Genomic DNA, 11,506 nt, shown 5'->3' on the forward strand with positions numbered 1-11,506 from the left:
GCGGATTGACCTGAGCGCGCCTTTGGACGTGCCGGTGCAGCCAAGGGCGGAGCCGAAGAAAAAGGGCAAATAGCGATCAGGCCGGGGTGGCGTCAGGCGTTATAGGCCTGATTTGCCATCGCCTGCACCTCATCAAAAACCTCGGCGGTGGCGGCTACCACACGACCGCCATTTGCGATCATGTCGTCGGCATTCTGCGCCTCGACCACGCCGCCGGCCTCGGCGATCAGCAATTGACCCGCAAGGCAATCCCAGGCGTTCATATGTTCCTCGACAAAGCCCAGAATCTTGCCGCTGGCGACGTAAGCCAAGCTAAGCGCGCCCGAGCCATTGCGCCAGAATACGCCGCCGTTGCGGGCGATCTGATCAATCAGGGAAATGATGCCTGATGTCCGCGTCCGCCCCGAAAACCCAACGCCGAGCGAGCCATTCGTCAGGCTGCGACCTGCAAGCACATGAATCGCCCGGTCATTGCAAAACGCGCCGTGCCCGCGCATCGCGTGGTGACATTCCTCATGCACCGGGTCGTGGACGACGCCGACAACGGTTTCAGCGTTCCGCACCACCGCAATCGCAACGCACCATTGCGGGATGCCGTGGATGAAATTGGTGGTGCCATCAATCGGGTCGATCACCCAGGTAAAGCCGGAGGTGCCTTTGGTTGGCGCGTCTTCTTCCCCCACAATCGCATCATCGGGAAAAGCCTTGGCAATCGCGGCACGGGTCAGAACCTCGACGTTCTTGTCCGCCTCGGACACAAAATCCTGCTGGGCCTTGGCCTCAATCGTCAAGGTGTCGAAGGATTGGAAATAGCGCAGCGCAAGCGCGCCTGCCTCCCGCGCGATGGAGCGCGCAGCTTCGTAGCGTTTGGCGATTTCGTTCGTCATGGTATATCCCCTGTTCAGTGGATGCAGAATGACGAAACCGGGCACAGATGCAAGCTATTCGCACACCGTTTTTGCAACGGAGCGCATTGGCTTACCCTTCGACATAGGTGTAGCTGTCGCCCTCACGCGTGACTTGGCCAACACCGCCACCGGGCAGGTGAAAGCCTATGACGGCAAGGCCATCGGCGGTGATCTGATCCAGCAATGCGACACGGGTTTGCGCCGCCCGTTCCGGATCCTGATCGGAAGGGGAGGCATAGCCGGGCTGCGCAAAAGCAACGTGATTATTCGAAATCGCATCGCCGGTCACCAGCGCCTTGCCATCCAGAATGAACGACATATGCCCCGGTGTGTGACCGGGAGTCAGGCGGGTGGTAATGCCTGGCAGGGGTTCGTCACCGTCGTTCAGCATGTGCATTTGTTCGGCAATCGTTGCCAACCTGCGGGCAGCGCCGACAGCGAAGGTGGCGCGGGCGTCACCAATGCTGCCAAGGGTTGCGGGGTCCGACCAATAGTCAAACTCTACCTGCCCCATGTAATGCTGTGCGTTCGCAAAAACAGGTTCGTCAAATTCATCCAACAACCCCCACAGATGATCCGGATGCGCATGGGTAAAAATGACATCGGTGATATCTTCAGGTGTCAGGCTTGCGGCGGTCAGAGCCTCCGCCAGTTTGCCCGCAGTTGGCATGAAATCGGGCCCGGAGCCGACATCGAACAGCACGTTGCGATCCCCGGTGCGGAACAGCGTGACATTGCAGGGCGGTTGATAGCTGTCGGGGTCGAGATGGAACTTTGCGCGAATGGCAGCGGCCTCTGCCGGGTCCATGTTGCCAAGCACGAAATCACCGGGAAGGACGAGGTGGCCATCGGACAGGGTGGTCAGCTTGCCATCGCCCAGCATAAGCGAACTGGCGGTGAAGCCACGGGTGGGCAACAGGATTGCGCCGGCACTTATTGTCAGGAAATCGCGTCTTTGCATTGGGTTACCCTTTCATGGATGGGTCGGGCCTGGGCAGGCCATCGCGCGGCGATTTCCGCCCAGCGCATTTGCGGGAGACATCACTTTCACTTCGCGAAAGTTGACAGATAGGCAATCACTGCCGCGCGGTCGCCTTCATCCTTCAACCCCGCAAATGTCATCTTGGTGCCTTTGACGAGATCTCGCGGCTTGATCAGGTATTGGTCAAGGCTTGCGGCATCCCATACCAGACCGCCCGCGCCCGCCGCCGTCATTGCGGTGGAATAGTTGAACCCTTCCAGCGCTCCGGCAGGATGGTCGATGATGCCGTTGAGCGCAGGTCCAATGCTGTTTTGCGCACCTTCACCGACCTTGTGGCAGGCCGCGCATTTCTTGAACACCTTTTCACCGGCTGCCACCAGTTCCGGGTCGGCGGCAGCCGTTTCAGGTGTTGGTGCTGGCGTTTCGGCGGTAACCTTTGCGGCGGTTTCCGGGGCAGCTTTGCCGCCTTCACCCGCCGCGCCGGGCGGTGCGCCAGTCCCATCGCTTGGGTCGCCCGGTGTCACGTCCAGCACCGTTGCGTGCATGGTGATCTTCACATCTTCCTTGCAGTTTTCCATACAAGCGGGCTGTGAAAACTGCGCATATTCGGTGTCGTCGCGGTTATCGACGAAAAACCCGTCCCTGTTCGGCATCTCAAAACCGGCAAGGTTTTCGTTCGACAACACGAAATCATCCTCCACCAGATCGTTGGAAAACAGGATATAGGCAACGATCGCATAAACCTCATCCGTGGTCAGGCTTTGCGCATCGCCGAAGGGCATTGAGCGGTCGATATAGTCAAAGGTCGTCGATAAATGCGGCCAATAGCTGCCCACGGTTTTCACCGGGTCTTGGCGGTTCAGCGTGTCAAACCCGCCCGCCAGTTTCGGCCAATTACCCACACCTTCGGCAAAATCACCATGGCAGGCGGCGCATTTGTCGGCAAAGATTTCCTCTCCATCCGCGACATTGCCCGACCCTACGGGCAGGCCAGTGCCATCGGGGCGCACATCCTTGTTCCACGCAGCGATTTCCTCGGGCAAAGCCGCGCGGCCAAGGCCCAGCTTTTCCGCCATGACGGGGCTGCCAAAACCCACCATGATTGCGCCACTCAGCGCCAGCTTAAGAAACTTCGACATTTTCAGCCTCCCCATTGGGTTTTACCCACCAGGTCTGGATACAGTTGTTATGATAGACGGAGTTCAAGCCGCGCACCGCGCGCAACTGCGTTTTGGTTGGCTGCACATAGCCGGTGCTGTCAGTCACACGTGATTGCAGCAGCATTTCCTCACCCTGCCAATCGTGATCGAAATAGAACCGCGTCAGGGCCATCGGCTGGCCGGGGGCAGCCAGCCGCGCCTCGTGCCAGTTCTTGCCACCGTCCAGAGACACATCGACCTTTGCCACCGGGCCACGCCCCGACCACGCAAGCCCGGTAATCACCAAGGGGCCATGCCCATGGGTGATTGGCATTTGCGGGCTGGGGGCGGTGACCACCGATTTTGCATCCATCACCCAAGTCCACTTGCGCGAGGTGCCGTTTTCCATCGTATCGGTGTATTTGGAGGTTTCTTCGCGGCTTTCCACCGGTTCATCCGTGACTTCAATCCGACGCAGCCATTTGATCCACAGATTGCCTTCCCAGCCCGGCACGATCAGGCGCACAGGGTAGCCATGTTCCTTGCGCAGCGCCTCACCATTGGCCTTGAACGCAATCATGCAATCATCCAGCGCCTTATCCAGCGGCAAGGATCGCCCGTTCGAGGACGCGTCCGCGCCTTCGACAAACAGCCATTTCGCCTCTGGCTTGATGCCCGCCTCATTCAGCAGGGTGCGCAGGGTCACGCCGGTATATTCCATGTTGTGAACCATGCCGTGGGTGAATTGCGCCCCGTTCAACTGCGCGCCGGCCCATTCCATGCCGGTATTGGCCGCACATTCGAGGAAATAGGTACGGGTGACGCGCGGGAAGCGTTCCAGATCGGCATAAGTAAAGACCAGAGGCTGATCCACCAGCCCGTTGATCATCAGCCGGTAATCCTCTTTCGATAGCTCAATCGCACCGGAATGGTGCCGTTCAAACGCGCAGCCTGCGGGCGTAATCGTGCCATCCAGCGCATGAATCGGCGTGAAGTTGATGGAGGAGATGGTATCTGCCGTCAGCCACGACACATTGCGCCGGATGACATCGGATTCAAACCTGATCGGCAGGCCGTAAGGCGTGGCATCAACGCCGTCCCCCAACCCCGAAGCCCATTCTTGCACTTCGGTGATCAGCGGGTCAGGCGTGGCCGCCCGCGCCGCAGTGGCCGAGGCAACAAGCGCCGTTGATGCCGCCAAAAACCCGCGCCGCGTTGTGTTTATTGTCGGTCCGTCAGTCGTGGTTCTATCGGGCATGACCAAACCTTTCTTCAAGCGTTAGGAATTCACGCTCCGGTCACTTTGACCGAAGTGTTGGGGTCAAGGCTGATGTTGCCTTGCTTGCGAAAATAAGCCTCCACCAAATCCCAGATCGGCGGGCCTTCTGTGCCTTCGTTGACCGAGGCCCAACCCGCGACAGTATAAGTCCGCGCCGGGTCAATCGGCTCATTGGTTTTCAGGAAGGTCATATCCGAAATGCGGCTGCCCATCGGTTTCGAGACATCAATCGCAAAGCCCATACCGCCCACCCGCACCATATCGCCACCTTGCTGGTAATAGGGGTCGGGGTTGAACAGGTTGTCGGCAACATCTTCCAACACGGTTTTTAGGTATTCGCCCGTCATCTCGGTGCGGTAGCAGGCCGGATAGGTCATCGAGGTGACGTTGTGGATATCTTCGCGCGTGATGTCCTCTCCCGGCATCACACTGGCGCCCCAACGCACGCCGGGGGACATGACAATCTCGGCGTCCCGTTCCGCCAGCATCGCATCGCAGATCAAATCATCCCAGGATCCGTTCACATTACCACGCCGATAGAGCAGGCTTTCGGTTTTGCCGATCACCTCTTCCAACTGGTCCTTGAACGGCGCGCGTTCAGTCTCAATCAGCGCCGCCATATCCGGGTCAGGCGTGATGACATCCGAGAAAATCGGGATCAGCTTGTGCCGGAATCCCATCATCTTGCCATCGCGCACGTCCAGATCAATCCGGCTGACAAACTTGCCATGCGAGCCGGAGGCGATCAGGATGGTTTCCCCCACCAGCACAGGCTCGGGGATGGCGTCATGGGTGTGGCCGGTCAAGATTACGTCGATGCCTTTGACCTTGCCTGCCATCTTATGGTCAACGTCAAAGCCGTTATGCGACAGTACCACCACCAAGTCAGCGCCATCGGCGCGGACCTCATCGACCATTTCCTGCATCCGCTCATCACGGATACCGAACGAATATTCTGGGAACATCCAACCGGGGTTGGCAATCGGCATATAGGGGAAAGCCTGCCCGATCACGGCAATCTTGACGCCGCCACGTTCGAACCAAGTATAGGGGTCAAACGCCGGTTCATCCCATTCCTTGTCAAAGATGTTCTGCCCAAGAAAGGGGAAGGGTAGGCCATCAACAATTTCCTTCACCCGTTCGGTGCCATAGGTCCATTCCCAATGGCTTGTCATCGCCTCAACGCCCAGTTGGTTCATCACATTAACCATGTCCTGACCCTTGGTGAGGAGTGAGGTAATGGAGCCTTGCCAGGTATCACCACCGTCCAGAATAATCGCCTCGGGCCGGTCGGCGCGGATGGCTTTGACCACCGTGGCCACCCGGTCCATGCCGCCCATCCGGCCGTAAGTCTTGCCCAAGGCGACAAAATCCTCATAGGTCAGCGCGTAGGCCTCGGGAGAGCCGGGTTTCAGGTTAAACATCTTCAGGAAATCGGCACCGGTCACATGCGGCGGGCGGCCTTTGGCATCAGCCACGCCGATATTGATCTCCGGTTCCCGAAACCAGATCGGTTTCAACTGGGCGTGAATGTCGGTGATGTGGATCAAGGACACATTGCCGAAGGTGTCAAACTGCAACAACTGATCTTGGGTCAACGCCTGCTGCGCCGCAAGCCGCGCCCAATTGCCAACCCCAGAGGCGCCGTAAAGAGCTGATGCGGCCACTGAGGCCTGAAGAAACTCGCGCCGGGAGATCATGCTGTGATCCTTTCGCTACCAGACAAACCCCAACCATACGCCCAAAGACGATAAAGCGGGGTCAAATTTGAAAAATTACCAAACGAACATAGCGGATGCCCAAGCGTGGCCCGGGCATCCGATAAATATCAGTGGCGAACTGAAACGCCCTCAACCGCCAAACCGTTCCCGCGCGTGGCGACATAAAGCTCCAGCGCGTTGAACTCATCCGAGCCGATCTTGAAGGTTTCGGCACGGGTATCGCGAACGCAGCCAACAAAACGGCCCTGCGCGCTGGTGATTTTGGTGTCTTTCAAGCGGTAAACCGGAAAGCCATTGGTTTGCCCCTGCGACAGGTGGTCAGAACGGATGTATTTGCCGTTGTTCTGCTCATGGCAATTGGCGCAAGACAGCTCCAACAAACCATAACGGGTGTAATAAATCTCTTTGCCCTTTTCCCAGAACGGCGCAGCAGCGCCATCCATCGCGACATTGATAATCTCACCCCGCGATTGCAGCGAAATCAGCGCAAGCATGTCCATCATATGATCGGATTTGTCGCCCCATGCCTCGGCCCCCATCCGCTCGGTCCGGCATTTATTGACATAAGCCTCAATGTTCATCAGCTTGCCCGAGTCTGGGTCAACCCGTGGCGTCACCGCGCGCAGGCCCTTCATCGCTTCCGGGCTTTCGTGGCAGGACACACACGCCTTGCCTTCGGTGCCATCCACAACTTCCCACTGGTCGCGCGCACGGTCGGCATAGATGATGCCGGGATTGTCGAAATCATCCAACTCCATCTTGCGCGTATCTTCGTCGCGATAGAGCCAGCCCGACAGAACCTCCGGCAGAACCCCTTTCAGAAATTCGGGTGCCGGGGCGCGAATGGTGATGTTTTGTCCGTCAATGACCATCGGTTCGTCAACGGGGTCGGCCATGGTCATGCCAGTAAAAGCACAGCCAAGGATTGCGGTCGCGGCCAGTGCCGTCTTGATTGTCCGCAGCGTCATATTGTGTCCTCCCTCATATGTTGCAACGGATATCAAGAAACTTCGATCGGCTTGCTGTCCTCATAGACAGAACCGTCGTCGTCATACCATGTGAACTTGAATTCACCGGCTTCCGGCACCATCGCCTCAAATTCGATATACGGGTTTGTCGAAATCGCCGGCTCCAGCGTCACGTCAATCACGTTCTTGCCGTTGAAATCGCAGGTAAAGCGGTTGATGATCTCACGCGGGATCAACTTGCCGTCCTTATCCTTGCGCTGGCCCGATTCCATCGGGTGACTGATCAGCGTCTTGATCAGGATCGACTCGCCAGCCTTGGCTGACTTCGGAACTTTCACGCGGGGTTTTACATCGTTTGCCATTTTTCAGATCTCCCTAAATCAGCCGCCGCAGCCGCCAATGGTGACTTTGACTTCCGACGAAGCCCGCACAAACGAGCCATCGGCCAGCTTGGCAATCGCCACAACCTCTTGTGTTTTTGACAGGCGAATCCGGGTGGAGGCCATTTGCGACCCCGCCAATTCGCCGAACTTGAACGTCGCAACCGCAGGTGTCGGGTTGCCGGTCGCCAAAATCAGAATGGCCGAGGCGCCGGGCGCATCCACCGCAATCGGAACCGTGTTGCCGTTTTCCGCAATCTCTGGCGCGGTCAGCGTCACACCCGGCCCGGTGCCAATTTCGGCCCCGCCGGTAAAGGCGGCAATCGCCTCATCCACGCTGGCAAGTGCGGGCAGTGGAATCGCCGCAGCGGCCACAGTCCCCAGTGCAAGCACAAGCGCTTCTCTTCTTGAAAGAATCATTCCTTCACTCCTTCTTGGCGTCCAGCGGTTGCGCCGGACAGGGGTGTCACGTTTATTCCTTGAACGTCATCAGATAGGACACGACATCCTCTACCTGCTGGGCGCTCAAAATCGGGGCAATCGGCTCTTTCGCCGCTTTTCCGGTGTAACCGTCACCGGGGCGGATATAACCGCTGTTCTTGTAGAATGCGGGCATGACCGTGCCATCAAAGGTCATCTTTGCATTAGCGACGATGCCGCGCAGTTGTTCCTCGGTCCAGCGATCACCGGCACCATCCAGCGTTGGGCCAACATCTCCGGGGAACGGCTGATCCTTTAGCATTTCGGCTTTGTGGCACGCAACGCAATTGCCCAAACCGCGGTCCACCATGGCCTTGCGGCCTTCTTCCGGGTTCCCGGCGGTGCCGGTCAGTGATTGCGCAACTGCGCCGTCCGTATATGCCACAGATTCGGGCGCAACCTCTGCCATGGCCACGCCTGCGCTGAACGCGGAAATGATCATGCCAAGAACTATTTGGCGCTTCATTCGAAAACCTCCCTGTTTCCTCGAATCCGACGATAAACGATGATTCCCAGACTATGCAATGATGATATTTCAATTCTTGCATATATTCATCGCCCGCTCCTCCGACCCGGCTATTCTCCACCGCGTTCTGTTATCATCCGCGCATGGTATTTCTGGAAATGTTCGCCTGTCAGATTTCCCTTGTCCTTAACCCAAGTCAGCAAATCCAGCGTGGTGCCAATACCAAAGGCACCGGGCATGGAGACGATGGCCGCTTGTTGCGCGGTCTTGCCCGCATCAACCGCTTCGGGGAAAAACATCAGGGTCGGGGTGAACACCACGCCCCAACGCAGTGCCATTTCCTTTTCGGGAAGCGCGGTGCCGTCAAAATCCGTCACCTCGACATCGCCAAACAGGTTCATCTGCACGACAAAGTAATTGTCACGGATCATTGCGTCGATCTTTGGATCGGGGAACACCTCCTCATGCATCTTGGTGCAATAGATGCAGCCACGCTGCTCCCAGATCACCAGAAGCCGTTTGCCATCGGCGTTGGCTTCGGCCAAATCTTCGCGCATGTCCTTGAATGTGTCGCGCAACCAGGTTGGCTTGTGCAGCCCGTCATCGCCCAACTCAACGGCATGTACGGGCAGCGAAAGCGCGATCAGTGTGGCGAGCGTGGTGAGAAGATGTTTCATCATATCCTCCATTCGAGGGGTTGGCGGTTACTTGAGTGTACTGGACCAGTCAAAATGGCGGATCATGAAATCCGCGATATAGTTGACGGTATTGGTGGCGATCAGAATGGCAAATACGATCAGCATAACGCCCATGATCTTTTCAACGTAGCCCAGATATTTGCGGTTGCGTCCGACCCAGGCCAGGAAAGGTTTGGCGAATAGTGCTGCAATGACGAAAGGCAGCGTCATCGACAGGCCATAGACAAGGAGCAGCGTGCCACCCTGCCACAAATCACCCGAAGCCGAGGCCATGAACAAGATTGCCGCCAGTGCCGGGCCCACGCAAGGTGTCCAGCCAAAACCGAACGCAAGCCCCATGACATAGGCACCGATGAAGCTTGTCGGCTCTGTTTTCGTTTCCAGCCGCGCCTCACGATAGAGGAACGGCACCCGGATCACACCAAGGAAATGCAGGCCGAACACCAGAAGAACGGCGGCGGCAACATAGGAAAGCTGGTCCTTCCATTGAATGAATGCCTGCCCGAGTGCCGTCGCACCAAGCCCCAGCAAAACGAATATTGTTGTTACGCCAAGCGCAAAGGCAATCGCGGATCCGATCAATCGTCGCTGTGCACCGGGCGCGATCCCACCGTCATCGCGCAATTCCTGCATGGAAATGCCCGCCATGTATGACAGGTAAAACGGCACCATCGGCAGGATGCAGGGGGACAAGAACGACAACAACCCGGCAAGGGCCGCACCACCGTAACTGATTTCAAACATCGCCTTCGATAACCTTCATTTGCGCTGCGTCGTCCTCGGTCGCATTGCCTGCGCGGATTGTCAAAGACCTTGCGCCAACACTGATTCATATTACAATGTGATGATATTTTATCGGGTCGTCAACAATGCTTGCTGCTGTCGAAAGAACCGGTCTTGCACTGCGCAAAACAATTCTCGCGCTGGCTTTCGCACTTTTGCCGATGGCCTCTGCACAGGCAGAGGGTTTGACGCTGTTCATGGTCGAACAACCGGGTTGCATCTATTGTGCGCGCTGGGAGGCCGAGGTGGGTGACGCCTATGACAAAACCGCCGAAGGACAGGCTGCGCCGCTACAGCGGATTGATTTGCACGATCCATTGCCGGACGGCGTGCGGTTTGCACGAAAGGCGGTTTATACACCAACTTTCGTTCTTGTCCGAGCCGGGCAGGAGTTGGAGCGGATCGAGGGCTATCCGGGCGAGGGCTTCTTCTGGGGATTGCTCGACGTGATGCTGAAGAATGCGGGTGTGACGTTGCAGTGATGTTGCAGCGCTTGTGAATGCGGTATGGAAAAGGAGTGTGGGGTGTGACATCTGACACGACCAGTTCAACAATCGCCGAACCGGCGGCAATCGGGAAAGCGGGCTTGAAATGCGGGCCGGTTCCGCCTGAAGCAATGCTGGAAAATGCGGTGGAAGCAGCGAATTTCCTCAAGGCGCTGGCGCATGAGGGGCGGCTGATGATCCTGTGCCATCTATCCGCCGGGCCGAAAAGCGTGACGGAATTGGAAAACCTTCTTACCTCCCGTCAGGCGGCGGTCAGCCAGCAACTCGCGCGGTTGCGGCTGGAAGGGCTGGTTTCGGCGCGGCGGGATGGCAAGGCGATCTACTATTCACTGCAAGACCCGAAAGTCACGCGAGCGGTCGCTTTGGTCTATGATATGTTCTGCAATCCGAAAAGTGATGTGTAGCCGGTGATGGACCGTTTCCCCCGGTGTGATGGCGACACTTGCCGGATCTCTGGCGGGTGTGGTTTTGGGCCGGTCGGGGGCGAATAGGGACTGTTTCAACGGCCGCCGTTTCCGCTATACTGCGGCGACAACGGAGGGACGCCATGACGATCCACATCATCAACCCCAACAGTTCAGTGCATGTTACCGACGGGATCGCGCGTGCCGTTGCGCCGATCGCTGCCGTCTCCTCCGTTCCCATTGTGTGTCACACATTGGCCGAAGGGCCGCCCGGCATCGAGGAGCAAGCGCATGTGGACGGCGTTGTGACGCCGATGTTGCGCTTGGCAAAGGGGCTGGAAGCCGACGCCTCTGCCTACGTCGTGGCGTGCTTTTCCGATCCGGGCCTCGCCGCGTTGCGCGAACAGACGCGGGTGCCGGTGCTGGGCATTGCCGAGGCGGCAGTGCTGACCGCGATGACGATGGGGCAGCGTTTTGGCATCATTTCGATCCTGTCAAAGTCGATCCCCCGCCACATGCGTTACATCGGTGCGATGGGGGTGATAGACCGGTTGGCCGGGGATATGCCACTGGAACTCGGCGTGTTGGATCTGCGAGACGAGGTGCGAACCTTCGCGCGGTTGCTGGAAGTTGGCACCGCGCTGCGTGACAGACGCGGGGCAGAGGTGCTGATCCTCGGCTGCGCAGGCATGACGGCGTTTCGCGGCAGGCTGGAGACGGAATTGAAGGTCAAAGTGGTGGAGCCGTGCCAAGCTGCTGCTGCAATGGCGGTAGGACGCGTTGCGCTGGCGC

At 58.0% G+C, this 11,506-nt stretch carries 14 protein-coding genes; 3 read left to right on the plus strand and 11 right to left on the minus strand.

All coding sequences use genetic code 11. The features are described 5' to 3' along the window. Positions 1–92: 92 nt before the first annotated feature. The 11 genes from L0H65_RS06935 to L0H65_RS06985 form a co-directional block, all read right to left on the minus strand. Positions 93–887 (minus strand): inositol monophosphatase, encoded by a 795-nt coding sequence (locus tag L0H65_RS06935; RefSeq protein ID WP_301458107.1) that lies wholly within the window; start codon positions 885–887, stop codon positions 93–95. A gap of 91 nt (positions 888–978) precedes the next feature. Then, complete coding sequence (locus L0H65_RS06940; RefSeq protein WP_301458108.1) at positions 979–1,869, minus strand: MBL fold metallo-hydrolase; 891 nt, start codon at positions 1,867–1,869, stop codon at positions 979–981. 86 nt (positions 1,870–1,955) lie between these two features. Then, positions 1,956–3,029, minus strand: coding sequence for a c-type cytochrome (locus L0H65_RS06945; RefSeq protein WP_301458109.1), 1,074 nt, complete (start codon positions 3,027–3,029; stop codon positions 1,956–1,958). Then, positions 3,013–4,287 (minus strand): sulfite dehydrogenase, encoded by a 1,275-nt coding sequence (soxC, locus tag L0H65_RS06950; RefSeq protein WP_301458110.1) that lies wholly within the window; start codon positions 4,285–4,287, stop codon positions 3,013–3,015. Before soxC ends, L0H65_RS06945 begins: the two co-directional genes overlap by 17 nt. Before the next feature lie 29 nt (positions 4,288–4,316). Further along, positions 4,317–6,008 (minus strand): thiosulfohydrolase SoxB, encoded by a 1,692-nt coding sequence (gene soxB / locus L0H65_RS06955; protein WP_301458111.1) that lies wholly within the window; start codon positions 6,006–6,008, stop codon positions 4,317–4,319. Positions 6,009–6,136: 128 nt separating this feature from the next. Beyond that, positions 6,137–6,997 carry a sulfur oxidation c-type cytochrome SoxA gene (gene soxA / locus L0H65_RS06960; RefSeq protein ID WP_301458112.1) on the minus strand — a complete coding sequence of 287 codons (861 nt, stop codon included), beginning with the start codon at positions 6,995–6,997 and terminating at the stop codon, positions 6,137–6,139. A gap of 32 nt (positions 6,998–7,029) precedes the next feature. Then, positions 7,030–7,359 (minus strand): thiosulfate oxidation carrier complex protein SoxZ, encoded by a 330-nt coding sequence (gene soxZ / locus L0H65_RS06965; protein WP_301458113.1) that lies wholly within the window; start codon positions 7,357–7,359, stop codon positions 7,030–7,032. Positions 7,360–7,377: 18 nt separating this feature from the next. Further along, entirely contained in the window at positions 7,378–7,797 is a 420-nt protein-coding gene (soxY, locus tag L0H65_RS06970) for a thiosulfate oxidation carrier protein SoxY (protein ID WP_301458114.1), read from the minus strand. Positions 7,798–7,849: 52 nt separating this feature from the next. After that, the gene (soxX, locus tag L0H65_RS06975) at positions 7,850–8,323 is read right to left on the minus strand and encodes a sulfur oxidation c-type cytochrome SoxX (RefSeq protein WP_301458115.1); all 474 of its coding nucleotides are present in this window, start codon (positions 8,321–8,323) and stop codon (positions 7,850–7,852) included. Positions 8,324–8,433: 110 nt separating this feature from the next. Further along, the gene (locus tag L0H65_RS06980) at positions 8,434–9,000 is read right to left on the minus strand and encodes a thioredoxin family protein (protein ID WP_301458116.1); all 567 of its coding nucleotides are present in this window, start codon (positions 8,998–9,000) and stop codon (positions 8,434–8,436) included. A 27-nt stretch (positions 9,001–9,027) separates the two neighbouring features. Continuing rightward, positions 9,028–9,765, minus strand: coding sequence for a cytochrome c biogenesis CcdA family protein (locus L0H65_RS06985; protein WP_301458117.1), 738 nt, complete (start codon positions 9,763–9,765; stop codon positions 9,028–9,030). Positions 9,766–9,890: 125 nt separating this feature from the next. On the opposite strand from L0H65_RS06985, the gene L0H65_RS06990 reads away from it, so the two are divergent. From L0H65_RS06990 to L0H65_RS07000, 3 genes are all read left to right on the plus strand, one after another. Beyond that, a complete protein-coding gene (locus tag L0H65_RS06990; protein WP_301458118.1) occupies positions 9,891–10,286 on the plus strand; it encodes a hypothetical protein in 396 nt (131 codons plus the stop codon). Positions 10,287–10,420: 134 nt separating this feature from the next. Further along, a complete protein-coding gene (locus L0H65_RS06995) occupies positions 10,421–10,714 on the plus strand; it encodes a helix-turn-helix transcriptional regulator (RefSeq protein ID WP_301458120.1) in 294 nt (97 codons plus the stop codon). A 143-nt stretch (positions 10,715–10,857) separates the two neighbouring features. Further along, positions 10,858–11,506 (plus strand): aspartate/glutamate racemase family protein (locus L0H65_RS07000; RefSeq protein WP_301458119.1); only part of this gene is annotated, 649 nt, incomplete at its 3' end.

Source organism: Pseudorhodobacter sp. (assembly GCF_030452865.1).
Classification (GTDB): domain Bacteria; phylum Pseudomonadota; class Alphaproteobacteria; order Rhodobacterales; family Rhodobacteraceae; genus Pseudorhodobacter.

Bases quoted from the DNA above. Each gene is read 5' to 3' on its own strand.
- L0H65_RS06935 (WP_301458107.1), bottom strand. From the start codon at position 887: ATGACGAACGAAATCGCCAAACGCTACGAAGCTGCGCGCTCCATCGCG.
- L0H65_RS06940 (WP_301458108.1), bottom strand. From the start codon at position 1,869: ATGCAAAGACGCGATTTCCTGACAATAAGTGCCGGCGCAATCCTGTTG.
- L0H65_RS06945 (WP_301458109.1), bottom strand. From the start codon at position 3,029: ATGTCGAAGTTTCTTAAGCTGGCGCTGAGTGGCGCAATCATGGTGGGT.
- soxC (WP_301458110.1), bottom strand. From the start codon at position 4,287: ATGCCCGATAGAACCACGACTGACGGACCGACAATAAACACAACGCGG.
- soxB (WP_301458111.1), bottom strand. From the start codon at position 6,008: ATGATCTCCCGGCGCGAGTTTCTTCAGGCCTCAGTGGCCGCATCAGCT.
- soxA (WP_301458112.1), bottom strand. From the start codon at position 6,997: ATGACGCTGCGGACAATCAAGACGGCACTGGCCGCGACCGCAATCCTT.
- soxZ (WP_301458113.1), bottom strand. From the start codon at position 7,359: ATGGCAAACGATGTAAAACCCCGCGTGAAAGTTCCGAAGTCAGCCAAG.
- soxY (WP_301458114.1), bottom strand. From the start codon at position 7,797: ATGATTCTTTCAAGAAGAGAAGCGCTTGTGCTTGCACTGGGGACTGTG.
- soxX (WP_301458115.1), bottom strand. From the start codon at position 8,323: ATGAAGCGCCAAATAGTTCTTGGCATGATCATTTCCGCGTTCAGCGCA.
- L0H65_RS06980 (WP_301458116.1), bottom strand. From the start codon at position 9,000: ATGAAACATCTTCTCACCACGCTCGCCACACTGATCGCGCTTTCGCTG.
- L0H65_RS06985 (WP_301458117.1), bottom strand. From the start codon at position 9,765: ATGTTTGAAATCAGTTACGGTGGTGCGGCCCTTGCCGGGTTGTTGTCG.
- L0H65_RS06990 (WP_301458118.1), top strand. From the start codon at position 9,891: ATGCTTGCTGCTGTCGAAAGAACCGGTCTTGCACTGCGCAAAACAATT.
- L0H65_RS06995 (WP_301458120.1), top strand. From the start codon at position 10,421: ATGCTGGAAAATGCGGTGGAAGCAGCGAATTTCCTCAAGGCGCTGGCG.